At 44.2% G+C, this 25,809-nt stretch carries 21 protein-coding genes; 18 read left to right on the top strand and 3 right to left on the bottom strand.

Translation table 11 applies throughout. From position 1 onward, the window contains the following. The first annotated feature begins 109 nt into the window (after positions 1-109). The 3 genes from CS562_RS12990 (at position 110) to ppsA (ending at position 5,554) form a co-directional block, all read left to right on the top strand. A complete protein-coding gene (locus CS562_RS12990) occupies positions 110-844 on the top strand; it encodes a response regulator transcription factor (RefSeq protein WP_099856176.1) in 735 nt (244 codons plus the stop codon). Beyond that, entirely contained in the window at positions 841-2,580 is a 1,740-nt protein-coding gene (locus CS562_RS12985) for a HAMP domain-containing sensor histidine kinase (protein ID WP_099856175.1), read from the top strand. The genes CS562_RS12990 and CS562_RS12985 overlap by 4 nt, the downstream gene beginning before the upstream one ends. Positions 2,581-2,938: 358 nt before the next feature. Beyond that, complete coding sequence (gene ppsA, locus CS562_RS12980) at positions 2,939-5,554, top strand: phosphoenolpyruvate synthase (RefSeq protein ID WP_099856173.1); 2,616 nt, start codon at positions 2,939-2,941, stop codon at positions 5,552-5,554. Positions 5,555-5,659: 105 nt separating this feature from the next. On the opposite strand, the gene CS562_RS12975 is transcribed toward ppsA, so the two are convergent. Further along, positions 5,660-6,085 carry a MaoC family dehydratase gene (locus CS562_RS12975; RefSeq protein ID WP_099856171.1) on the bottom strand — a complete coding sequence of 142 codons (426 nt, stop codon included), beginning with the start codon at positions 6,083-6,085 and terminating at the stop codon, positions 5,660-5,662. A 457-nt stretch (positions 6,086-6,542) separates the two neighbouring features. On the opposite strand from CS562_RS12975, the gene CS562_RS12970 reads away from it, so the two are divergent. The 8 genes from CS562_RS12970 to CS562_RS12935 all read left to right on the top strand — a co-directional run bounded on the left by CS562_RS12970 (position 6,543) and on the right by CS562_RS12935 (position 14,632). Next, entirely contained in the window at positions 6,543-8,006 is a 1,464-nt protein-coding gene (locus CS562_RS12970; protein WP_099856169.1) for a DHA2 family efflux MFS transporter permease subunit, read from the top strand. A gap of 399 nt (positions 8,007-8,405) precedes the next feature. Then, entirely contained in the window at positions 8,406-9,395 is a 990-nt protein-coding gene (locus CS562_RS12965) for a LacI family DNA-binding transcriptional regulator (protein ID WP_099856167.1), read from the top strand. Then, the gene (gene rbsK / locus CS562_RS12960; RefSeq protein WP_099856165.1) at positions 9,388-10,269 is read left to right on the top strand and encodes a ribokinase; all 882 of its coding nucleotides are present in this window, start codon (positions 9,388-9,390) and stop codon (positions 10,267-10,269) included. Before CS562_RS12965 ends, rbsK begins: the two co-directional genes overlap by 8 nt. After that, complete coding sequence (rbsD, locus tag CS562_RS12955; RefSeq protein ID WP_099856163.1) at positions 10,266-10,667, top strand: D-ribose pyranase; 402 nt, start codon at positions 10,266-10,268, stop codon at positions 10,665-10,667. Before rbsK ends, rbsD begins: the two co-directional genes overlap by 4 nt. Before the next feature lie 15 nt (positions 10,668-10,682). After that, positions 10,683-12,164 (top strand): sugar ABC transporter ATP-binding protein, encoded by a 1,482-nt coding sequence (locus tag CS562_RS12950; protein ID WP_099856161.1) that lies wholly within the window; start codon positions 10,683-10,685, stop codon positions 12,162-12,164. A 1-nt stretch (position 12,165) separates the two neighbouring features. Beyond that, positions 12,166-13,137, top strand: coding sequence for an ABC transporter permease subunit (locus CS562_RS12945; protein ID WP_099856159.1), 972 nt, complete (start codon positions 12,166-12,168; stop codon positions 13,135-13,137). A 14-nt stretch (positions 13,138-13,151) separates the two neighbouring features. Further along, on the top strand, positions 13,152-14,081 hold the full coding sequence (rbsB, locus tag CS562_RS12940) for a ribose ABC transporter substrate-binding protein RbsB (RefSeq protein WP_099856157.1): 930 nt from the start codon (positions 13,152-13,154) through the stop codon (positions 14,079-14,081). Positions 14,082-14,266: 185 nt separating this feature from the next. Beyond that, complete coding sequence (locus CS562_RS12935) at positions 14,267-14,632, top strand: hypothetical protein (RefSeq protein ID WP_099856155.1); 366 nt, start codon at positions 14,267-14,269, stop codon at positions 14,630-14,632. A 150-nt stretch (positions 14,633-14,782) separates the two neighbouring features. Here CS562_RS12935 and CS562_RS12930 read toward each other — a convergent pair whose 3' ends face one another. Further along, positions 14,783-15,235 (bottom strand): hypothetical protein, encoded by a 453-nt coding sequence (locus CS562_RS12930; protein ID WP_076289214.1) that lies wholly within the window; start codon positions 15,233-15,235, stop codon positions 14,783-14,785. A gap of 46 nt (positions 15,236-15,281) precedes the next feature. Continuing rightward, entirely contained in the window at positions 15,282-15,728 is a 447-nt protein-coding gene (locus tag CS562_RS12925) for a hypothetical protein (protein WP_076289215.1), read from the bottom strand. A 168-nt stretch (positions 15,729-15,896) separates the two neighbouring features. Here CS562_RS12925 and CS562_RS12920 point away from each other — a divergent pair, with 168 nt between their 5' ends. The 7 genes from CS562_RS12920 (at position 15,897) to CS562_RS12890 (ending at position 25,792) form a co-directional block, all read left to right on the top strand. Further along, the gene (locus CS562_RS12920) at positions 15,897-16,469 is read left to right on the top strand and encodes a TetR/AcrR family transcriptional regulator (protein WP_099856153.1); all 573 of its coding nucleotides are present in this window, start codon (positions 15,897-15,899) and stop codon (positions 16,467-16,469) included. A 311-nt stretch (positions 16,470-16,780) separates the two neighbouring features. Further along, positions 16,781-17,536 (top strand): SDR family NAD(P)-dependent oxidoreductase, encoded by a 756-nt coding sequence (locus CS562_RS12915; protein ID WP_099856151.1) that lies wholly within the window; start codon positions 16,781-16,783, stop codon positions 17,534-17,536. Positions 17,537-17,792: 256 nt separating this feature from the next. Beyond that, positions 17,793-20,015 carry a helix-turn-helix domain-containing protein gene (locus CS562_RS12910; protein ID WP_099856149.1) on the top strand — a complete coding sequence of 741 codons (2,223 nt, stop codon included), beginning with the start codon at positions 17,793-17,795 and terminating at the stop codon, positions 20,013-20,015. Between the two features lie 236 nt (positions 20,016-20,251). Then, on the top strand, positions 20,252-21,238 hold the full coding sequence (locus tag CS562_RS12905; RefSeq protein WP_373561733.1) for an ABC transporter permease: 987 nt from the start codon (positions 20,252-20,254) through the stop codon (positions 21,236-21,238). 29 nt (positions 21,239-21,267) lie between these two features. Then, on the top strand, positions 21,268-22,167 hold the full coding sequence (locus CS562_RS12900; RefSeq protein ID WP_099856147.1) for a carbohydrate ABC transporter permease: 900 nt from the start codon (positions 21,268-21,270) through the stop codon (positions 22,165-22,167). A 108-nt stretch (positions 22,168-22,275) separates the two neighbouring features. Beyond that, a complete protein-coding gene (locus CS562_RS12895) occupies positions 22,276-23,967 on the top strand; it encodes an ABC transporter substrate-binding protein (RefSeq protein WP_099856145.1) in 1,692 nt (563 codons plus the stop codon). A 91-nt stretch (positions 23,968-24,058) separates the two neighbouring features. Continuing rightward, positions 24,059-25,792 carry a DUF4091 domain-containing protein gene (locus CS562_RS12890; RefSeq protein WP_099856725.1) on the top strand — a complete coding sequence of 578 codons (1,734 nt, stop codon included), beginning with the start codon at positions 24,059-24,061 and terminating at the stop codon, positions 25,790-25,792. Positions 25,793-25,809 lie beyond the last annotated feature (17 nt).

Here is a 25,809-nt window from a genome sequence, read left to right as displayed (position 1 = left end):
AGCGTTATTGAAACAGAGCCTAAACGAGTTGCTGAACAATCGTTTAAGTTTGCCTAAGCCGTTTAGGTTCTGTTAATGTCAGTATGCTACTATGAAATGGGTGAAAACGATGACCAATCAAACGGATATTAAAATCGCAATTGTCGACGACGAACCCTCGATTGTCACCATGCTGCAAATGGTGCTTCGCAGGGCAGGGTTCCATCAGCTTTACGATGCTTCCACCTGTGCGGAAGCTCTCGATCTGGTACAGCGGGTTTCCCCGGATATCGTTCTGCTCGATATCACGCTCCCGGACGGGAGTGGTCTGGAGCTTTGTTCCAAGCTCCGTGAATATGGAAATCCGCATATTTTGTTTCTGACGGCTAAGGCATCCGATCTCGATGTGCTGAGGGGATTCGCTATGGGCGGGGACGATTATATTACCAAGCCCTTCAATCCTTTGGAGGTAGCTGCAAGAATTCAGGCGCGCATACGCCGTTTGGAGCCTGAAGCTCCAACTGTGAGTCAGGTGAAACGCCCTGAACCAGGGGTTTACCGATTCGGCCGCTTCACCGTGAATGAGGCGGAGGGGCAGTTAATCGTGGAGGGACAGCCTGTACCTTGTCCTGCGCAGGTTTTCCATCTGCTGCTGCATTTCTGCAAGTTTCCTGGGGTCGTATTTTCCAAAACACAACTCTACGATCAGGTGTGGGGGATCAACGGACAGGGAGATGACTCGACAGTAATGGTACATATTCGGCGCATACGAGAGAAGATCGAGATCGATCCAGGAAATCCAAAGCTACTGCTGACCGTACGCGGGCTCGGCTACAAGCTGTCAAAGGAGTTTCAGGAGCAATGAAGATACAACAGCGCATGACATTTCACTTCACGTATCAATTGATCTTTTATGCCCTGATCATTCTGGCCATTACTCTCATTGCTTGCATTATATTCTTTCAAAACACGACCAATAGTGAGTTGCGCCGGAACTTTCCGGTGGGGGCCTTACAACTGATTGCTCAAGAAGCTTCTTCAAAAGACGGGACCATTCAAATCTCCCCCAAGTGGGATAAGCTTATTGAGGAAAAAGGAATGTGGATGCAGGTTGTAAATGCCGAAGGCGGGGTCATTTACGAAGTAAATACAAATTCGTATGATGGGCTGTCGCCATCGTACTCTATCGCCCAACTACTCGATATTCAGGAGACACGGACACTTGGGACGTATGCTGTTCAAACTCATCTTAACTTTGCCTTTAATGTGCCGATTCTGTATATCCTTGGCTACCAAAGTTCTGACCTTGATCAGCTCATGGCCTGGTTCCACGAATATGGGCAGCAAGGGATGGTATCTAGCGAAAAGCTTTCTTTTCTGGATCAGCGACTGCGTGAAACCGGCAGTTATCTCCAGGTAATCAATTCCACGGGTCATACCGAACAAGCCATCGGTGCTGGAACGTATTTGCAGAAGGGGTACCGTCCACTGGACATTCTGGCAATCCAGCAATCACCCAGCAACTATGATACGAATATTGTCGCCCATCGGGACCAGCGCAGTGGAATGACCTGGATCCTGTATACACCCAATCCAGCGGGAGGACCTTTGAAACATCCGGCGATGGATACGGCAACGCGCGGACTTATGTGGTTTGCAGGTCTAGCTCTTCTCTTGGCAGTACCCTTATCGGTCTGGCATGGCTACCGTTACGGTCAGCCGCTGATTCTGTTCGCAGGCTGGTTCGAACGTATGGGGCGTGGGCAGTACGATCAGGTACTTACCAACAAGGACAAACGCAAGATATTTCGCTCCAATGGCACAATGCGACACCGTTACAGGCTCTATAAGGAAGTCATTGAATCTTTCTATCAAATGGCTGATCAATTGGCCCGAACCGAGAAGGAGCGCGAGCGGCTGGAGAAAGATCAAAGAGAGTGGATGTCAGGAATTTCACATGATCTGCGTACGCCTCTGTCCACAATTCAAGGTTATGGATATATGCTGGAGAGTTTACCGGAACAATGGAGCCAAGAAGAGATGCGTTCCATGGGGGCGACAATCCGGGAAAAAGGGGATTATATGCTTGAGCTGATCTCTGACTTTTCCATGATCCATCAGCTTAAGCAGGGCGATTCGATTATGGAGATTCGGAAAATCGATTTGGTTGAGCTGGTGCGCTGCTCCGTGCTGAAGTATGTCAATGACGCTACGCTGTCTGAATACCAGTTTCACTATGTTGGGGAGGAGCATGCCTTGTGGGTACAGGCTGATGAAACCTGGCTGCTGCGGTTAATGGATAACTTGCTGTCCAATGTCGTGAAGCATAACCCGCCAGGCGTGAACGTCACCGTCTCCATCGGCAGAATGAACAATAAGGCATGTATTCGCGTATTCGATAATGGCAAAGGGATGGACGAGGAAACGCTGCAGCATTTGTTCAATCGTTATTATCGGGGAACAAATACTGAGGAATCGACGGCTGGCTCTGGACTCGGAATGAGCATTGCCAAAACGATCGTGGAAGCACACGGCGGAGAAATTCATGTACAATCCAAAGTACGGAAAGGTACGAAAATTGAGATTTTTTTACCCTGTTGAACTGTTAACCATCTTTAAAAAAATGCATTACTGAAAAAAGCAGCCCAACCTCATTTGAGGGCAGGTTGCTTTTTTGTTGGCTTCTACAACTGTGATACATAACATGCTGCACGACAGAAATCTGGTTGAGGAGAGCCATGCTTCTATAGAATTAATAGTATTTGAAATCAAAAAAGAACCTGGGCAATCATCCCAGGTTCTTCGATATTGTATATAAACAAACACAATGATATAATCAGATTACATTTCTTCGATTTACGAAGACATAAATATCTTATCCTATATTTAAATCTTATCATGGCGGTAAACTCTTTGTCAAATGTTTTTTTCTCAATTTATTGGTTAGGGGAGATACGGAATGAGTTCTTTGGTTATCGGATTTCAGGAATTGGAAAAATTGCAGCATGCGCTCGTTGGTGGAAAAGGATTAAATCTAGCGAAGTTATCAAAGGTGGAAGGAATTCACGTCCCCGAAGGATTTTGCGTTACAACCGTTGGATATCAAAAAGCCGTTGAACAAAATGAAACATATCATGCTTTGCTGGATCAATTAACCTTGTTGAAAGTAGAAGAACGAGAGCAAATTAATGAAATCAGTAGGAAGATCAGGGAACTCATTATGGACGTAGATATTCCTGCCGATGTTGAAAAAGAAGTTGCTCATTATCTCTCCACGTTTGGAGAAACCCATGCGTATGCAGTACGTTCAAGTGCGACCGCTGAAGATTTACCACATGCCTCATTTGCCGGTCAACAAGACACCTACTTAAATATCATTGGGAAAGAATCAATCATGCACCATATCAGCAAATGTTGGGCTTCTCTGTTTACGGATTGCGCGGTAATCTACCGTATGCAAAATGGATTTGACCATGGTCAGGTTTATTTGTCCGTTATCATTCAAAAGATGATATTCCCAAAGGTTTCAGGAATTTTATTTACGGCTGATCCGATCACATGCAACCGGAAACTGCTTTCCATCGACGCAAGTTTTGGACTTGGTGAGGCGCTGGTGTCCGGCTTGGTATCTGCTGATTGTTATAAAGTACGAGAAGGTGAAATTGTCGATAAGAGGATAGCCGTCAAAACGTTGGCTATTTATGGAAGCGAAGATGGTGGAACGTATACACATCAGATCGATCCCGTGCTGCAAAAGACGCAAACACTTACCGATCAACAAATTTTAGAACTGGCACGCGTAGGAAGACAGATCGAAACTCATTTTGGTTTCCCGCAAGATATCGAATGGTGTTTGGTGGATGATATGTTTTATATAGTCCAAAGTCGGCCAATCACAACGTTATACCCGATCCCTGAAGCGAGTGACCAGGAAAATCATGTGTACCTGTCTGTAGGTCATCAACAAATGATGACTGATCCCATGAAACCGCTGGGCTTATCTTTCTTTCTATTAACGACTCCGGCACCCATGCGTATAGCTGGTGGAAGATTGTTTGTTGATATTACGCCTAGGCTGGCTTCGCCTGTCATGAGAGAAAACTTCATAAATACCATGGGACAATCCGATCCGCTTCTTAAGGACGCACTTACAACTGTAATCGAGCGCGAAAATTTCATTAAATCGTTACCTATTGAACAGCCATCACCAACTCCACGTAATAACCATGAACAGAGCGTGTCTGATGGTTTTCAAGCACATATTGAAAATGAATCGACTATCGTCTCTGAGTTGATTAAGAGTAATCAAGCCTCAGTAGAAGAGCTAAAACGTAACATCCAAAACAAGTCTGGATTGAATTTGTTTGATTTTATCCTTGAAGATCTGCAAGAATTGAAGAGATTTCTATCTGACCCACGAAGTTCAAATGTATTTATGACTGCCATGAATGCTTCAGCATGGATCAATGAAAACATGAAAGAGTGGTTGGGTGAGAAAAATGCAGCAGATACGCTCTCTCAATCTGTACTGAACAATATCACCTCGGAAATGGGTCTGGCATTACTGGATGTTGCAGATGTGATTCGTCCGTATCCGGAAGTCATTGCTTATTTACAGCATGTGAAAGAGGATGACTTTATGGATGAACTGCTTAAGGTTGAGGGAGGACAGGAAACAAGGGAAGCTATCCATGATTATCTGGACAAATACGGCATGCGATGTGCCGGAGAAATCGATCTGACCAGAACCCGTTGGATTGAAAAACCCATTACACTTGTGCCATTGATTCTGGGTAACATCAAAAACTTTGAGCCTAATGCAAGCAAACGGAAATTTGAGCAGGGACGACAGGAAGCGTTGAAGAAAGAACAGGAAATATTGAATCGATTGAAGCTATTGCCGGATGGTGATCAAAAAGCCAAGGAAACGAAACGAATGATTGACCTGGTTCGCAACTTCATCGGTTATCGGGAATATCCCAAATACGGCATGATCAATCGTTACTTTGTATATAAACAGGCTTTATTGAAAGAAGCTGAGCGACTTGCACAAGCGGGTATTATTGCCGAAAAAGAAGATATATACCTCCTCACTTTTGAAGAACTTCGTGAAGTTGTACGCACCAATAAACTGGATGAGATGATCATTACCCAACGGAAAGAAGATTATAAAATCTTTGAAAAGCTAACTCCACCTCGCGTGCTCACGTCTGATGGTGAGATCATTACAGGTCAGTATAACCGTGAAAATCTGCCAGCCGATGCTATTGTTGGTCTGCCTGTCTCTTCCGGGGTGATAGAGGGCCGTGCACGTGTCATCTTCAATATTGAAGAGGCTGATCTGGAAGATGGAGATATACTGGTGACTCCCTATACGGATCCGAGCTGGACACCATTATTTGTTTCTATAAAAGGCCTAGTTACCGAAGTAGGTGGACTGATGACACATGGAGCTGTGATTGCGCGTGAATATGGTTTGCCGGCCATTGTCGGAGTAGAGAAGGCAACACAACGAATAAAAGATGGGCAGCGAATTCGGGTACATGGGACAGAAGGATATATCGAAATATTGTAAATGATTGATACACGAATTGAGAGTGTACAGCAATGATCGCGCATCAGACCTGATGTGCGATCGTTTTTTTTTCAAAGTCAACAACGGAAACGAATTGTACAAAAATCAATTACTAATCAAAGCACTTAATTCTGCCTGAAAAACCTTCTCATCATTTTGGTTAAACGTAGTGAGCCGCACCGTGACTATTCCACCACTACTCCTTCTTGGAGATAATTCAATCACTTCTGATAGAACACTAATTTCATCATCTGGAAACACAGGTTTGATAAACTTTATGTTATTCATACCGGTTCCTGCGACAACTTCTTCACCATATACACCAAGTTCCACCCATAGCTTGAAAGACGTGCTCATCGTCTGCATACCCGAAGCAATGAGGCTGCCGAAGCGGCCTTCTTTGGCTTTTGCCTCATCTATATGCATATATTGAGGGTCATAAATTTTTGCAAAATCAATAATATCCTTCTTTGACAATTGAATAGACTCTGTTCTATAGGCCTCGCCTATAACATACTCGTTAAATTTCAATGATGTACACCTCCAATATCTACTCTAAAGGATAAGTCTTCAAAGTGTCCAATTAAAACCATGTAGGGGTTGCACCAAAACTAATGAATTCTTTAGTGGATAATGAACATTAAGTATTTTAACATGGATCAACTGGGTAGACATTTGATTATTATTCATATATCACGTTGCTAAAAAACAGGACTTCCACGGACAACCCAAAGCTTATTTCTAAGTATTTATGTCAGAAATCGATATAGCAGGTAAAGGGAATATACTTTTATACTCCGTGCTAAATCCCCCCGTACTTTTCGTTAATGAGAACATTTTTCAAAATTGAATTAGATAATTATACATATTGTATTCGGAATTTGTGTATTTTCATTTTTTGTAGTAATTGCTACACTGTGCATATTGATAATGAGAATCATTATTAGTTGTTTGAGCGCAACATAACAGAACTAAAGGAGTGTAAATAATGCAAGCTTCTACAGCCACATCCGGTGCTGAATTTAAAGCAGCCAAGAAAGACATTAAAGTATTTCCCATCGTTCTCGCTTTTTTGATGAGTGGGTTCATCGGTCTGTTCGGCGAAACGGCGTTAAACGTAGCGCTTACCGATTTGATGCAGATCTTCAACATTGGGTCGGCCACCATTCAATGGCTGACAACAGGCTATTTGCTGACCATGGGGATTCTCGTTCCGCTATCAGGCCTGCTAATCCAGCGTTTTACAACAAGACAGCTGTTCATAACGTCACTTCTATTTTCATGTCTCGGTGCTTTGATAGGAGCCGTTGCTACAAGCTTCGGTGTGTTAATGGTTTCGCGCATTATTCAAGCAGTAGGAACTGCGCTGTTACTACCACTTATGTTTAATACGATACTGCTCATTTTCCCGGTCGAAAAGCGTGGTGCAGCCATGGGACTGGTTGGACTCGTTATCATGTTCGCCCCTGCGGTCGGGCCGACAATTGCCGGTTTGCTCATTGAAGCATTGAACTGGCATTATATCTTTTGGCTTTCATTCGTTTTTCTTGTCATCGCTCTGATCATTGGAATTTTCACGATGCAAAACGTTTCCGAAACGACCAAGCCACGTATTGATTTATTGTCCATGCTACTGTCGACCCTCGGCTTTGGAGGAATCGTTTATGGTTTTAGTAGCGCTGGTGAAGGAGATGGGGGATGGACCAGTTCTACTGTCGTAATATCTCTTGCAATCGGTCTTGTTGCTCTTATTCTTTTCGCAATTCGCCAGTTAAAAATATCCAATCCATTGCTAGATCTGCGCGCTTTTAAGTACCCGATGTTTGCAATCGGGGCGCTCATGGTCGCACTTTGCATGATGGTTATATTGTCTTCGATGCTCGTACTGCCCATGTACCTGCAAGTAGGCCTTGCATTCTCCACGCTTAGCGCAGGTCTGATCCTGCTGCCCGCGAGTGCATTGAACGGACTTTTGGCTCCAATTATGGGCAGACTGTTCGATAAACATGGACCCAAATGGATCGTCCTTCCTGGGATTGTCTTAATAGCAGTGGCACTCTGGTTGTTCTCTGGAATTACACTTGCTTCCTCGGTGGCCTTTATTATCACGGTTCATGTTATTATGATGATCGGCGTTTCAATGATCATGATGCCTGCCCAAACGAATGGCCTCAACCAGCTTCCACCGCAGCTATATCCGCACGGAACGGCAATCATTAACACGATGCAGCAGGTATTTGGTGCGATTGGTACAGCTGTTGCGGTAAGCGTGATGAGTAATGGACAAGCGAAATATATGAGTCATGCCACGAATCCAAATGACCCTTCACTTATCCCGCTTTCCTTGACTGCCGGTGTACAGGATGCGTTCATATTCGGCATGATCATTTCCCTCGTTGGGTTTGTGCTCTCCCTTTTCATCAAAAGAGTAGTGATCAATCGCTTGCACTAGCAACGGACAAAACAATGACCCCTTTAAAAGGTCGCTGATTTAGCGGCTTTTTTGTTTTCCGAAAACCACGATCCCTTAAAAAGAGAATCCCCTACAATCCGTTTGCTTATTCGAGTTCAGCAACTTCTCCCCGAGGTAACGGAGTACCTTAAGACAATCGGAGTCCCCCTCGAAATAGGCGATAATCTGGCTAATAGCCTGATTTGCAACGATAAGAGTCATCTATTTTGCTTCAATATATGGATTGGTCTAGATGACGCTATGGCATAATGTTACTGCGTTTATTAGGTCTTTATCAGATGACTAGGATAAATTTCCAGTAACAAAAGGATTGTCAAACTTAAAAAAATATGATAATTTCATATCTGTAACCGGTTACACACATAGGAGTGAACGTTCATGACAACAATAAAAGATGTAGCTAATTTGGCTAACGTTTCAGTAGCCACCGTATCAAGGGTCATTAATGAAAGAGGTTATGTTCATGCGGACACTCGTAAGAAAGTGGAGGAAGCGGTCAAGCAGCTTAACTTCTCTCCCAATGAGGTGGCCCGCTCTTTATACAAGCGTAAGTCCAAATTGATTGGCCTGCTGTTACCCGATATTGCAAACCCTTACTTTCCGCAGCTTGCACGCGGCGTAGAGGACCGGATGCAAGAGCAGGACTTCAGACTGATTTTCGGAAATAGTGATGAGGATGAACAGAAGGAAAAGGATTACATCCAGACTTTTATCCAGAATAATGTTGTCGGCGTAATCTCTTCAACGAATTACCCTCATTCTTCAATATATGAGAACTTGAAAATTCCCGTGGTGTTTCTTGACAGAACACCTCTGGACAGTCCCTCCGTATTTGCGGATGGAAGAGAGGGTGGACGTCTGGCTGCACGGGAGATTATTAAGCGTGGAAGCCGCCGAATTACGGTTATGCAGGGACCAGCACATATCAAACCTGCGCAGGATCGTTTTGAAGGCGCAATCGAGAGCATACGTCAGGCCAGCCTGGATTACCGTGTAATCCAAACGACATCCTTTTCCTTTAACGATGTTGGGTTATGGGCGAATGAGCTTTTCAGCAAGTATGGCGATAGCGACGGAGTCATTGCTAGTAATGATATCGCAGCTATGGCGGTATTGCACGAGGCATTGCGCATCGGAAAAAAAGTTCCGGAGGATATGCAAATTATCGGCTTCGACGATATTCCGATGAGCAGCCTGCTATCTCCTGCATTGTCGACCATTCGCCAACCGGCATACGAGATGGGAAGAGAAGCTGCCGGCTTGCTTATCAAACTGGTGGAACAAGCTCCAATCGAAAACAAACACATACAGCTTCCGGTCAGTTTCATTGAACGGGGCACAACAAGAAAGGTGAATTCAGATGGCTAAAATATGCGTAATTGGCAGCAGCTCAATGGATTTGGTTGTTACTTCTGCAAGGCGCCCGGGGGCGGGTGAAACCGTCCTTGGCGACAGTTTCAAAACAGTTCCAGGCGGCAAAGGAGCAAATCAGGCAGTCGCTGCCGCAAGGCTGGGGGCCGATGTTTCCATGATCGGCCGGGTGGGCGATGACACTTTTGGTACAGCCATTTTAAATAATTTTAAAGCAAATGGTGTAAATACACAGAATGTGAAACCGGTTACACATCTGGAGAGCGGTACGGCTCATATCGTGCTGGCTGAAGGTGATAATAGTATTGTAGTCGTGGAAGCGGCAAATCGCGAAGTTACACCAGCCTATGTTGATGAAGCGATAGAAGTGATCCAATGTGCCGATATTGTATTGATTCAGCAAGAAATTCCAGAAGAAACCGTTGTTCGTGTCAGCGAGATTTGCGCCCAAAGCGGAACGCCCCTGTTGTTGAATCCTGCACCAGCAAGAAAAGTACCGGATGAGGTCATTGACAAAGCTGCTTATATCACGCCTAACGAGCATGAGGCCGAGATATTGTTTCAGGGCATGACTCCGGCTGAGGCGCTACGCAAATATCCTAACAAGTTGTTTATTACGGAGGGCAGTAACGGTGTTCGATATTTTGACGGCGAACAGGAAATCGTTGTACCTACTTACAAAGTGGAACCAGTGGATACGACTGGAGCGGGTGATACCTTTAACGCCGCATTTGCGGTCGCCCTTGCGGAAGGTAAACCGCTACAAGAGAGCATCAGATTTGCCAACCGGGCTGCATCGCTATCCGTGACCAAATTCGGCGCACAAGGAGGCATGCCGACACGGGATGAAGTGGAGGAAAGCCTGAAATGAAGAAGCAGGGTATATTGAACAGTCATATCTCCAAGGTGTTGTCTGATCTGGGTCATACGGACACAATAGTTATCGCGGATGCTGGTCTCCCTGTTCCAGAAGGGGTACCCAAAATCGACTTGTCCCTGAAACTGGGGACACCAAGTTTTCAAGAGGTCGTGGAGCTTATAGCGGACGATATGGTCATTGAGAAAGTGATTTTGGCAACAGAGATCAAGGCAGGGAATCCAGAAGCTATGCAGTTTATTACCGAGAAATTTGGCGATGAAGCCATTGACGTTTCCATTAGTCATGAACAATTCAAGGTGTTGACCCGGAATGCCAAAGTGGTCATTCGTACGGGCGAAGCTACGCCGTATGCTAATTGCATTTTACAATCGGGCGTCATTTTCGGTTAAAAGGGGGACGGTATCATGCATATTCAGATGCAAGACATATATAAAGCTTTTGGCACCAACCAAGTGCTAAGAGGGGTGGATTTTGAACTAAAGGAAGGCGAGGTTCATGCTCTGATGGGGGAGAACGGGGCCGGCAAATCCACGCTAATGAACATTTTGATCGGTCTTCATGGGCGGGATCAAGGAACCATCTCCATTGACGGGAAAGAAACCTATTTTGCCAATCCGAAGGAAGCTGAGAAGATGGGGCTTGCTTTTATCCACCAAGAGTTGAACGTTTGGCCGGAAATGACAGTGCTTGATAATCTCTTCATAGGTAAGGAAATAACTTCGTCTTTTGGATTGCTGAACACAAGACAAATGAAAGCGCTTGCCACTGAGCAATTTGCCAAGCTTTCCGTACAGATTCCGCTGGATCGTCCTGCCGGGGAATGTTCTGTGGGTCAGCAGCAAATGATTGAAATTGCCAAAGCACTAATGACCGACGCCAAAGTAATCATTATGGATGAGCCCACGGCGGCGCTTACGGAGCGGGAGATTCAGAAGTTGTTCGGCGTGATCACTTCACTTAAGAAAAATGGTGTTTCCATCGTATATATCTCGCACCGGATGGAGGAGATTTTCACCATTTGCGACCGGATCACGATCATGCGTGACGGCAAAACGGTAGACACCAAGACGATCCCGGAGACCAGTTTTGATGAAGTGGTGCGGAAGATGGTCGGACGGGAACTCACGGAACGATATCCGGCACGAAATCCTTCGTATGGAGAAGTGGTCCTTGAAGTACGGGACGCAAGCAGCAAAGGATTGTTCCAGAATATCAGCTTTACGGTGAGAGCAGGTGAGATCCTCGGGTTCTCCGGGCTGATGGGCTCTGGACGGACAGAGATCATGCGAGCGATCTTCGGTTTGGAACCTTTGGACGGTGGCGAAATCATGATTCGAGGCAAAAAGGCTCATATTCGGAAGCCAGCGGATGCGGTTAAACATGGAATCGGATTTATTACGGAAGACCGCAAGGATGAAGGCTTGGTGCTCGATTTTTCTATTCGTGAGAATATGGCCTTACCCAATTTGTTCAGCTTCTCAAGTAAGGGATTCATCTCGACTCAGAAAGAACAGGAATTCGTCGATACGCTCATCAAACGTTTGCAAATCAAGACACAATCTTCTGAGACGGCAGCACGAAACCTGTCAGGGGGCAACCAGCAGAAGGTGGTTATTGCCAAATGGGTCGGCATTGGTCCGAGTGTACTCATTCTGGATGAGCCAACACGCGGCGTGGACGTTGGAGCCAAGCGAGAAATTTATCAGTTGATGAACGAGCTGACTGACCGCGGAGTTGCCATCATTATGGTATCTTCCGAGCTGCCTGAAGTACTCGGCATGAGCGATCGAATTGCGGTTGTGCATGAGGGACGTATTAGCGGTGAACTGGCAAAAGAAGAGGCAACACAGGAAAACATTATGACATTGGCTACAGGGGGACAATGATATGACAAATTTGCAGGAAAACCAATCCGCCAAGAGCGGTTTCCGTTTGACAAATGTGACACAGAAATTAGGTCCATTGCTCGGACTAATCATCTTAATTATCATCGTATCGGTGTTGAATCCAAGCTTTTTGGAACCGCTTAACATCTTGAATCTATTGCGTCAGGTTTCGATTAACGCGCTGATTGCTTTTGGCATGACATTTGTCATTCTGACAGGTGGTATCGACTTGTCAGTTGGCTCCATTCTGGCTTTGTCTAGTGCCTTTGTAGCCAATATGATGCTGTCTGGCCTGGATCCGATTTTGTCGATCATTATTGGGGTTGCACTCGGCGGTGTCATGGGTATGGTGAACGGGTTGATGATTACGAAGGGTAAGATGGCTCCGTTTATTGCTACATTGGCAACGATGACGGTGTTCCGGGGATTGACGCTGGTATATACAAACGGTAATCCGATTACCGGATTGGGCGATAGCCTGCTGTTCCAACTGTTCGGTCGTGGTTATATGCTAGGAATACCGGTTCCAGCAATCACAATGCTCATTACTTTCGTAATTCTGTGGACGATTTTGCATAAAACGGCTTTTGGCCGTAAAACGTACGCGCTTGGAGGCAATGAGAAAGCGTCCATTATCTCAGGTATTAAAGTGCATCGCGTGAAAATCATGATTTACTCTCTGGTAGGTATGCTGTCAGCGCTGGCAGGTGCGATTCTGACCTCCCGTCTGAATTCCGCGCAGCCAACAGCAGGTACTTCATATGAACTGGACGCCATTGCAGCTGTTGTTCTGGGTGGAACAAGCCTATCAGGTGGTAGAGGACGGATCGTCGGCACACTGATTGGGGTCCTGATTATCGGCGTACTGAACAATGGTTTGAACCTGCTCGGAGTGAACTCGTTTTATCAAATGGTTGTAAAAGGCGTCGTTATTGCCATCGCTGTCCTGTTGGACCGCAAGAAAACGGCTTAAGGAGAGAAGCGAACATGAAAAAACTAACCATATTGCTTGTAAGCGTAATGATGATCGTTCTGGCAGGATGCTCTCTGGAGCCTCCGGGTTGGGCTAAGCCCGACTCTGCCGGTAGCAATGGACAGAAAAAAATTGGACTGTCAGTTTCCACGTTGAACAATCCCTTCTTTGTTTCCCTCAAAGATGGGGTCGTTGCAGAAGCCAAAAAACAAGGAATTCAGGTCATTGTTGTTGATGCTCAAAATGATTCAGCCAAACAAACCAATGATGTGGACGACCTGATTCAACAGGGCGTGGATGCCCTTCTGATTAATCCTGCGGATTCCGCTGCAATCTCTACGGCTGTTCAATCGGCCAATAGCGTGGGTATTCCAGTGATTACATTGGACCGTTCCGCAGACAAAGGCGACGTGGCAGCATTGGTCGCATCCGATAACGTCAAAGGTGGACAAATGGCGGCGGAATATTTCGTGAAACAGCTAGGCGAGGGAGCAAAAGTGATTGAACTTGAGGGTGTACCCGGAGCTTCCGCAACAAGAGAGCGGGGGAAAGGTTTCCACGAGATTGCCGACAAAAAACTGAATGTGGTTGCGAAGCAGTCAGCGGATTTCGATCGCTCCAAAGGTTTGAATGTAATGGAGAATCTGCTGCAGGGTAATCCTGACGTACAGGCGGTATTTGCCCATAACGACGAGATGGCGCTTGGCGCGATTGAAGCAATTCAAAGTTCTGGTAAAGACATTCCCGTGATTGGATTTGACGGAAACGATGATGCAATCAAATCCATTAAGGATGGAAAGTTGACAGCAACAGTCGCTCAGCAGCCAGTACTGATTGGCCAGCTGGCGGTGCAAGCTGCTCTGGATGTGCTGGGCGGCAAGCAGGTAGAGAAATCAATTCCGGCTGAATTGAAGCTGGTGACCAAGGAAAACGCAAACGATTAATTCAACAAATACGTCCCGTTCTGGACAAAATGTCCAGGGCGGGATTTTTATTTTATCCAACTGCTACACTGGAGACGATAGTTGACATTGAAGACTGCGGTAGTTTTTAATCGTTATATTATTGATCACATCTCGCGGGGCATGTAAATTAGTTTTATGCATGAGAAAAGGAGAGGTTGCGCTGCATGGAAAATGTATCAGAGGAAGACAAATTGCAATCCATCCAAGCTTTCCATTCGACCATACGCAAATCGGAAAACGCTTTGACTAATTTGACTCAGAAAGGGAATAACACTACTTTATTAAAGAAACGACTCAACGCCTTATACATCGGTTTGGCTATGCTGGAAACGGTCTGGAATCAAAAAGCTCATCAGTACACCAAGGAAGAGTTGGCAGAAGCTCGCAATGTTCTGATCGGTTTATTCCCGTCCCTTGAGAACAGTTATACTAAGTCAAAAACGGGCAGTCCTCAAAAAACGCTTTTAAGAAGAAGAATTAAAGCATTTGAACTGGCTGTTCAGGCCATGGATGACGTTGTGGAAAAATAAATTGCTGGAACAAAAATCGTGTTTGCCATACTTGCACTTCTTCAAGAAACATCAATAGTTCGTGTAAATAAGGTTTAGTAAGATCCAAAAAAAACCATCTCAATTATTGAGATGGTTTAATTTTTGTTCATATGCTTCAAACATATTGACTCAATCATCAGAATAAACAGTTGTATTGAAACTTTCAGGACCCAAACGTACGTTATTCACATTATAAATGGGGTTATAGGAGAATGTAGCGTACGCTGAGTAGACAAGCTGCCCATTGCCTGGGGCTGGGACATTGTACTCCGAACCGCTAAAGCTTAAAATGCAAGGACTGAAAAATGGGTTGGACAATACAGTTGTATTGGCCCGATATACAAGCTGTTGCGAACCGCCTAATCCTCGGTATACTTCGATAATAAGATTTCCGTTAACTGGCAACTGACTTGCTGTAATTTCGACGATCCCCGAAAAAAAAGTCCGAATCGACATACCCGGGTTACTGATTTGCAATCCAACCTGGGCAAACAATAGCGGGACACCATTCGTGAAGCTGGGAGTTAAAATTTGCTGGCCATTGGAGCCTTGGGAAGTCCGTGCATCTAACGTTTTAACCATGAAATTTCCTCCTTTCATATTTTCATAGAATCCTGTTAGCCATGTGTTAATCGTCGCTGTATGAAACCGCATTGAAGCATTCTGGACCAACGCGGCTGGCTTGCTCTGATGGGGATGCCGGAACAAATGTCACAAAACAAGAATAGATAAGCTGCCCGGTAGGAGGAGGAGGCACATTGAAATCAGAACCATCGAAGCTTGCCAGTATGCTTCCCACAGAAGGGAATATAGGCTGGGAAACGACATAAATCGGCGTGCCTGTATAGGTCGAACCTCTGAAAATTTCAAATCGAACGGAAGATGGTTGTGAGGACAAATTTGCTACCGAAATCCGATAGGTTCCGTTAAACTGAGTGCGAATAACTGTTCCTGGATTGACAATGTTTAGACCAAGGATACCCACCAAAGTAGGCGTATTTGGAGTAAGTGGAACATTAAACGGAGCAACACCGTTAGACCCAAGTGAAGTACGAGCGTCAAGCGTACGAACCATAACAATTCCTCCAATCTATTATTTTGTTATATCTTATGTAGCTAGTTTCAAAGAGTTATCAGCTAATTGGTAAGGATTTTTTCGTGGAACTAACCTTATAGCTTCTGGAACCATGTAAGTTTCCCAATCGGGGGCTTCAATGTATAATGATTATTCGAGGTGATGAAGATGGCAAGATCCAAAGAATTTGAAGTTAATGAAGTATTAGATAAAGCAATACAACTGTTCTGGGCCCAAGGATATGAGAAAACTTCGATGCAGGATTTGGTTGAATATATGGGCATTCATCGAAGAAGTATCTATGATACCTTTGGGGATAAGCATGCTCTGTTTATGAAAGCTCTTGAACGTTATGAAACGAAGCAGACCAACAAAATGAGTTTTCTAATTGATACCCAAAAACCAATCAAAGAGATTATTAGGGTATTGTTTGAGTCAACTATAAGAAATGAAGGACAACCTATAGGCTGTTTTCTTGTAAACTCAGGCGTGGAACTGGGCGTATTGGATCCTGAAGTTGCATCCTTGGTTAATGAGAGTTACTTGCGAACAGAGGAATTCTTGAGAAACCTTGTTCTGGAAGGCCAGCAAAAGGGTGAAATCAAGGCTGACGTTGACCCTGAAGTTATTTCACATTATTTGATGAATGCATGGGTGGGGATACGAACGTTGGTTAAGACCACTACGGATCCGCAAAAATTAACAAATATTATGGATATGACATTATCCGTTTTAGATTGAAAATGGAGTTAAGGCATGGCAGGCAAAGAGGGGGTGTCTCCATGAAGGCTGATTTGTTTTAGTGATACAGGTTCTTGTCCTGTTTATGTTATAAAGAACTTGTATCGCATGTCTGGCATAACTCATAGTTCCCTGTCCCAACATCATTATATAGCAGTCAGAAAATAATTCTTTACTGTTCGTTCTAGAAATGCTATTCTAAATAGCAAGTTAGATCTAACTGTTTTTTTTGCAATATTAAGAACGATCGTTCTAAAATTATTTTAATAGCTTACTTATACTAAAATACATGTTGATAAGGAGAGAATAGGATGAAATATACAGTTATTACAGGTGCAAGTTCAGGGATTGGATATGAGACAGCATTGGCGTTTGCTGCACGAGGCAAAAACTTAATTTTGGTCGCAAGAAGATTGGACAAATTACAAGAACTCAAATTAGCAATTCAGAATATTGACGCTACAGTACATGTTATTGTTCAAACTAGTGATCTATCGGATACTGCTCAGGCATATACATTTTATAACACGCTGAAGGAATACCAAATCGAGACTTGGATTAACAATGCGGGGCTTGGTGAAGGTTCTTTTGTAGCAGAACAGAATCTGGAGAAAGTTGAAACCATGCTGCGTGTGAACATTGAGTCCCTGACGATCCTTTCCACACTGTATGTGCGAGATTATGCAGACATAGAGGGAACTCAGTTAATTAACGTTGCATCCGCACTTGGATATGCCATTGCTGTTGGAAGTGTTGCGTATTCGGCAACGAAGTTTTATGTTAGTGCCTTCACAGAAGGGCTTGCCAAAGAACTTGAAATAAAAGATGCAAAACTAAAAGCAAAAGTGCTAGCTCCAGCTATAACGGAAACGGAATTCGTGAATAAATCATTAGATACAGAAGATTTTGATTACAAAGCAAACATGTCTAAATACCACACCGCCAAAGAAATGGCAGGCTTTATGTTAGATCTATATGATAGTAACGAAGTCGTAGGGATTGTAGACCTGAACTACAATTTCAATCTGAGAAGCCCAATCTATCCAATCATAGGCGCATTGCATTAATATATTGATAAAACAATTAAGAGAATGACTCTACTGTTGAGTGAAGTGCACCACCCCTTAGAATGGACATTGGAAAAACCCCTGGGTTTATCCGATGAAATTCTAGGGGGTGCATTTTTGTATGGCTAAAAAAGAGGCTTTTCGTCTACATATTGTTGAGAGGTGGACTTACCGTTTGTATGGACGTATTCAGATGTAAGCGTGTACACTATGTAAATATATATCATTCCGTTTTAAAAAAAATTGGGGGCTGGATATGAGGAAAACGTTATTTAATCGATTGCTGTTTTCTTATATGCCGATTTTTATTGTCGTGATCACGTTTACGTTTTTTGTTTTTTTTCAGATATTAAGCGAACAAAGCCGTAAGGAGGCACTTAACGCCAACAAAATGCTATCATTACAGGCGATGCGTCTGATCGATACTTCCCTGAAGGCGATAGACAATATGATAATGTCGGAAACCATAAATAATAAGCAGTTGATTGATTTCTTCAATAATGAAGAGAAGAATAACATTTTCATCAACATAAGCGCAGTTAAAAAAATGCAGGATATGATATCCTATTACCCCATGATTGATTCGATCTATTTTGTGCGTTACGAAGACAATTTCGTGCTCAGTAATGCGACAAGTGATCAACTTAGCAACTACAGGGACGAGCCATTTATTAAAAAGGCCATGGATCCGCTCGCACCAAAGCAATGGTCGGGCATAAGAAGCTTCGAGCAGTTTTCTACAAAAGGGAGTAAGCCTGTCGTTAGTTTGGTACGGGGAGCGCCATTTATTACAGGCAAGAAAGGCATGATCGTCGTCAATGTGGCAACTGATTCGTTGCAGAACAGTATTGCTGACCTATACGATTCAAAAACAAGCTTTATCGGTATTCGGGACGCCGCGGGAAATGATTTGTTTAGTGACTTGCATTCTAAAGAACAATCAAAGATTTTCTCCAATTATGTATCGAGCTATACCGGATGGTCCTACCAAAGCGGACTTATAAATGGCAAGTTGTTCCATGTAATCTCTTCATTATATAATGTCTGGTTTATCATCGGGATTGTGACGATTGGGGGTGGTTTTGTATGGCTGCTCTATGTTACCAGACGCAATTCAAGACCGCTGGAACAGATTGTGGCGCGAATCCGCGGTTACCGTCTCCCTTTGTCCAAGGAATTGGGAGATGAGTTTTCCTTTATCGAATCGGCCTTGTCCAATATTATTGAGCAATCGAATCAGTATCAGCAAAAGCACGATGAAGATCGGCATCTGCGAAAAAGGTACTTGTTCCACCAACTCATTGAAGGTGACATGGGTTTAACCCATGAGGAATGGATAGGAGAAACAAACAGTCTTCAGCTTCCATACTCGTTTAATAAACAAGTCGTACTTGTGATCGAAATGGATAAATACAGTGATTTTTGCTGCCAATACTCCCGTAGAGACCAAAATCTTCTTAAATTCGCGCTACGCAGTGTTATTCAGGAGCTTGCTCCAAAATATGGGCTCGTGCTTTGGTCCGAGTGGACTTCGCCATTTCAGCTAAGCGTCATGGTATTTGTGGACAGCGAAGAGGAAGCAGGTACTTCCATAACACACAAACTTTTCGAGAGCGTTCGTATGTGGGTGCAAGAAAATCTGAAGTTTACGGTAACGGTAGGTATCGGTGAGCAGGTTACAGAGCTTTCAAGCGTCGCAAAATCTTATAAAGAGGCACTCAGGGCGCTTAAATATAAAATAGTGTTAGGAGAAAACAGGCTCATTACTAGCGACCACATCGCAAATCACGGTCAGGTTGAGGTGTTCTCACAATTAAATGTAATTCGATCCATCATCCAGTCGTTCAGACTTCTTGAGGACGAATGGAAGACGAAATACGATAAGCTCATGAATGAAATGAAGCTAGGGTTGTTAACGAAAGATGAAATTACAAATCTGATGAATTATTTAATTTACTACTTGGGACTGGAAATCTCCGGGATGACAAAAGAGGTCCAAGAAATATGGATGCGAGACGGGTTACCGAGGCTCAGTAAGATCATAGATGAGTGCCATTCACTCGAGCAAATGCGGGAAGAATCTTTGACCGTGTTGAACAGCTTTTACACAGATTTGAAGGGAGCGCAAAACAGGCGTCTGCATGCAGCTACCATTCGAGATATGCGGAAAATGATCGAAGAGGAGTATGCCAATCCGAACATGTCGCTTGAATATCTCAGTTCAATCTTTAACATTAATGGAAAATATGTAAGCAAGCTGTTCAGGGAAGAGACCGGACAGAAATTCGTCGACTTCTTGATTGACATCCGCCTGCAGGCCGCAAAGCGCTTGCTCACGGAAACACAAGTTTCCATGCAGGAGGTAGCTGAGAAGGTAGGTTATACAAGCGCGATCTCATTCAGCCGTGTGTTTAAGAAAGTGGTAGGTTACTCCCCAAGCGAATTCCGCGAAGAAGCAGCGCGCAGACAGATCGGTTGAATTTGGTTAACTGGTTGAAAATGGTTTGCTACGCCTGCTTACCCAGCATTTTCATAATGTATTTCAATGCAGCAGCTCCGGCTAAACACCGGAGCTGCTGCGCATTTTCATGCCATGCGAAGACGGTTAAGTTAACGATTATTGTTTCTTGCTGCACCTCGTTATCTTACTTTACTATGTAGAATGTAAGCGCAAACAATTAGATCGAACGAAAGGAGAAGGAGCATATGTCAAGCATGCAAAAGAGAATCAGGAAACCCGAAACTTCAATGCAAGGCCAGCCACATGGACCTGTATTGCCTGACAGCAAATCATCATTACGCTTCATTGGGAAAAAAATGAAGCGTCACTGGCAGTTATACTTGGTCGTATTTCTGCCGTTGCTGTATTTGGTCATTTTCAAGTATATACCTATGACTGGCGTTGTTATTGCTTTCAAAGAGTACAACGTCATCCAAGGTATTTGGGGTAGCCCATGGGTCGGATTGAAATATTTCGAACAATTTTTTGAATCACCAAACTTTTGGCTGTATTTGAAGAACACGCTTGGCATTAATATGTACGGTTTGCTTGTTGGTTTTCCTGCTCCGATTCTATTGGCACTTGCATTAAATGAAATTCGTAACGGTTTTTTCAAAAGCAGTGTACAAATGATCACCTACGCGCCTTACTTTATTTCAACGGTTATCATGGTCTCCATTCTCATCGTAACTTTGTCGCCAAGTGTAGGGATTATTAGCAAGTTCACACAACTACTCGGGATTGAAAATACAAATTTCATGGGAATTCCCAGCTTGTTCAAATCGATTTATGTCTGGTCGGATGTATGGCAATTTTCAGGTTATGGTGCCATTATCTACATTGCAGCTTTGGCAGGAGTCAACCCTGAACTGTATGAATCGGCAAAAGTGGATGGTGCGTCCCGGATGCAGAAAATAATCAATATTGACTTACCGAGCCTTATTCCAGTATCCGTCATTCTGCTCATATTGAATTTAGGGAATTTCATGAAGGTTGGATTCGAAAAAGTATATTTGATGCAAAATCCACTAAACATCAGCACCTCAGAGGTCATTTCTACCTATGTGTACAAGGTAGGGCTGCTCAGCTCCAGCTTCAGCTTTTCGACTGCAATCGGTTTCTTCAACTCGATCATCAATCTGATTCTTCTTGTGAGTGTTAACTACATTGCCAAGAAGTTATCCAATTCAAGTTTATGGTAACAGCAAATCAGCAGAAAGGAGGAACAAATATGTTCAAAGCGTCAAGGATTCGGGAATCGTATGGTGACCGTTTGTTTCTAGTCGGTGTCTATACTTTTTTGATCGTGGTGACGATTGTCGTCCTTTTTCCGCTCATCTTTATCATTTCATCATCGTTTAGCTCACCGCAAGCCGTCGTATCCGGCAAGGTGTGGCTGTTGCCCGTCGACTTTACGCTGGAAGGTTATAAAGCGGTGTTTCGAAATCCACAAATCATCTTCGGTTACTTGAACTCGCTCTATTATACTGTCATAGGTACAGCAGTTAACGTTGCTTTAACTGTTATGCTTGCTTATCCGCTCGCCAGAAAAACGTTCTACGGCCGTAATTTCATCATGGTCATTCTAGTCATAACGATGATGTTCGAAGGAGGGCTTATCCCCTTATATCTCGTAGTAAAAAACCTTCATATCCTCGATACACGTTGGGCGATGATTTTGCCAGGAGCCATGGCGGTGTTTCAAGTGATTGTTGCTCGGACCTTTTTTCAGACCACGATTCCCGAGGAAATTGCGGAAGCTGCCGAACTCGATGGCTGTAGTGACATCCGGTTCATTACCAGTATGGTAATTCCGCTCTCCAAACCCATTTTGGCTGTGCTGACGCTGATGTATGCTGTGGGCCACTGGAATGCCTACTTCGATGCATTGATTTTCCTAAAATCTCCTGATTTGTTCCCGTTACAGATCGTGTTGCGTAATATTCTTATTCTGAACTCGATCGATCCGACCATGGTGACCAATGTTGATCAGATGTTGGCGCAGCAAGGATTGAAAGACTTGCTTAAATATTCGCTTATCGTTGTCGCAAGCGCACCTGTCCTGATCATTTATCCGTTCGTGCAGAAGCACTTTGTTAAAGGTGTCATGATCGGTTCATTAAAAGGATAGTGACGGGCAGGTAGCTTAACTTGCATTTAAGGAGGTGAGGGGTTGAAGACCAGATAGAATGCTTCTGTAATTGAAATTTATGTTCGATAAATGGGAGGGGTCATAACTATGAAAACATGGAAAAAGTCATTCTCTTGCGTCCTCGGGGCTGCACTCTGTTTATCATTCGTCTTGAGCGCCTGTAGCGGGGATTCGAGCACAACTACGAATACATCTTCTGCTAGTGCACCGGAAGCAAGCGACGTGTTTACGCCCGTTGGAGAATATCCGATTGTCAAAACGCCCATGACGATCAAAATGTTTGCTCCACAGTACGCCGTCATAGAGAATATGGAAACCAATACATTCACGAAATACCTCCAAGACAAGACGAATATTCATATAAAATGGGATCTCGTACCCGAAAAAGCGCTAAACGACCGCAAACAATTGATGCTGGCAAGCGGTGATTATCCTGAAGTCATTTTGCATGGGAGCTTAACCAAAGAAGAGCAGATGAAGTATGGCAAAGAGGGTGTGTTTATTCCACTGAACGACTTGATTGATAAATATGCGCCTAACTTCAAAAAAGCAATGGCTGAACTGCCGTACCTTGAAAGTTCTATCACTTCACCGGACGGCAACATTTATGCACTTCCGCAAGTGAACGAGTGCTATCACTGCAACTATGCACAGAAGCTATGGATCAATCAGTCTTGGCTGGATAAGCTTGGGTTGAAAATGCCGTCAACAACGGACGAGTTTTATGAAGTGCTAAAAGCTTTTAAAGAAAATGATCCGAACGGTAATGGGATAAAAGACGAAATCCCGCTTACCGGCGCTGACGACATGTGGGCAGGGAACGTCGCTTCCTTTTTGATGAATTCGTTCATCATCGACGATCAGGTGGACAAAGACAACGGGACTTTTCTCCAGGTAAAGGACGGCAAAGTGGATTTCGTTGCCAATAAGGAAGAATGGAAGCAGGGGTTATTGTACCTGAAAAAGCTCTATACGGAAGGCCTGATCGATCCAGCATCATTCACACAAAACTCCGATGCCATCCAGCAGTTGGGCAACCGTCAAGACGCAAATGTGATTGGCAGCATTACAACTGCTTTAATCAGTTACGCCCACAGCCCAGATGACAAACACCCACGTCATAAAGAGTATGTCACTGTACCTCCCCTCAAAGGACCGAACGGTGTGCAGCAAGCAGGATACTTTGCGGGAGTAAGTGTGTCGCAGATGGCTATTACGAACAAAGCGACCGATGAACAGAAAATCGCCGCAATCCGTTTGGCCGACTACTTATATACAGAAGAAGCCATTGTGAATCAAGAGCGCGGTCCGGAAGGCGAAGGATGGCGCAAAGCGGAGGAAGGCGAGCTGGGTATGGACGGCAAACCGGCAACTTATGCAATTATTTCTGATGGTGAAACCAAAATTACGTATAACGATCGCTGGGATCAGCTTGGACCGTCGCTCCGCACATACCAGTATCGTGACTCATGGGCAGCTCTGCAGGATCCGCTTGCTGAAGGCGCGTACGAGGTTCGTCTGAAGCGTGAATCAGCCAAATATGAGCCGTTCCAATCGAAGGAGAATTATCCGTCCAGCGTATTCATAGCATTGGAAGACACTCAGGTTGCGGCTCAACTGAAAACATCAATCCGAGATTACGTCAAGTCGAACATGGCTCAGTTCATTACGGGCAGCAAGGACATCGAGAAAGAATGGGATTCTTATGTAAAAGGTCTGGATGGTCTGCAGCTTGGTCAGTATATAGAAATTTACCAGAAGGCAATTGATACGAAATAATTCGAAATTTTCCCTAAATAATTCTACCTTCAAGTCTGAACTGGAGGAGGACCTGGAGGATTTCAGATTAGACTCGGAGGTGCAGATTGGAATGAACTGTGGTTTGCAAAACATGTTCTATAAGTATATATGGTCGTCCAATTGGTGGAATCAGGGACGTGAAGACACGCAGGTGAAACACTTGGAACTTCGTTGCTGTAAAAATGACAGCGCCGCCTTTCAGGCATTGGTCAGCTCAGATCAAGAGGATATGCTCGTTACGATTAACCGGGATGCATTGTTATGGAAGGGCGGGCCGATCAAAATCGTGCGCTGCGAGGTGGAAACGGATGCTCCCTGCAAGATCGATCTTCAGCTTATCGGGTTGATAGAGGACGATAATCGTGTTATGACTTCAGATGTTCTGCTGGATGAACCCTACCAATGGCTTAGGAAGCGTCAGATCCAACCTTTGTGGGTGGAGCTTCGTGCCGATGATTCCGTTGTAAGCGGTCAATATGAAGGCAAGCTGAAATTCTACACGCATACGATGTTCGAGGATGAGGTTTTGGAGAAAGAACTGACGTTTCGTTTAACGATCAGTGAACAAGTGCTGCCAGAGCCTCAAAATTATACGTTCGTTTTGGACTTGTGGCAGCATAACTGTAATATTGCAAGAAAATATGATGTTTCCTATTGGTCCGATGAACATTTCATGCTTCTTGATTCGTATCTTCACAGCTTGTCTCAGCTCGGACAAAAGGCTTTGACGCTTGTTGTTTCAGAGGAGCCATGGAGCGGACAACGATCATTTATCGATGCTGAGCCATCCGACTTGAATGAATATAGTATCGTTCAAATCGTGAGACGGAGCGACGGTCGATTTGACTATGATTTTACGAACTTGGATCGGTATGTTGAGATAGGAGAGAAGCACGGAATATGCAAAGAAATAGAAGTATTCGGCTTGATCAATATTTGGAAGCATGAGGATGAAGGGTTTGGGGGAGTTGTGGATGATTATCCCGATGCCATTCGCGTCCGCTATTATGATGAAGAAACCGGGAGCTATATGTTTATCCGAAATAAATCAGATCTTAGTGCTTATATTGTGGCATTAGAGCAGCATTTTATCTCGAAAAAGTGGATGGACCGCGTTCGCGTTGTTGCGGATGAACCGGCTGATATCAGCTTATTTGAGGAAAGTTTAGCATGCTTACGCGAGATGGCGCCATCATTCCGCTATAAAGCAGCAATCAATCATACCGAGTTTATTCGTAAACATATCGAAGGAATCGTTGATTATGTGCCTGTCCTTGACTGTGCTGCAGAGGAATTTGAACAGCTAGAGCAATTAAGAAAGGACGTGAAGGGGACATTTACGTTTTACGTTTGCTGCTCGCCAGATAAACCCAATACGTTCCTCAGTTCGCCGTCGATTGAGTCTCGGGTGATCCCTTGGCTCGCAGAAAAGCTGAAATTGGATGGCTTTCTACGGTGGAATTATACCGTGTGGCCCGACAAGCCACTGGAGAGGCTTTCCTATCGTCCTATGATATGGAAGGCTGGGGATACGAATTTCGTTTACCCGGGAAAAAGGGGCAAACCGCTGCTTTCACTGCGTTATAAGTGGCTGCAGCGAGGCATCCGCGATTACGAATATATGCAGATAGCAAAGCAGAATGGACAGGAAGAGCAGGTTGAAAAGATTCTCCAGCGAGTATTTCGATTCGATCATCCGAGAGACCTTGCACCCTCCTCTGGCAAAACGGCCATGCAGTTATACAGTTTTAATATCGAGGACTACGATCGATTATATGAGATTGAGAACGAACAAACAGAATGAACAGCGGTATTTTAAAC

It is taken from the genome of Paenibacillus sp. LK1 (assembly GCF_002750415.1).
GTDB lineage: Bacteria > Bacillota > Bacilli > Paenibacillales > Paenibacillaceae > Paenibacillus > Paenibacillus taichungensis.
Note: the sequence above shows the minus strand (reverse complement) of the source record. Positions and strands in the feature narration are given on the sequence as shown.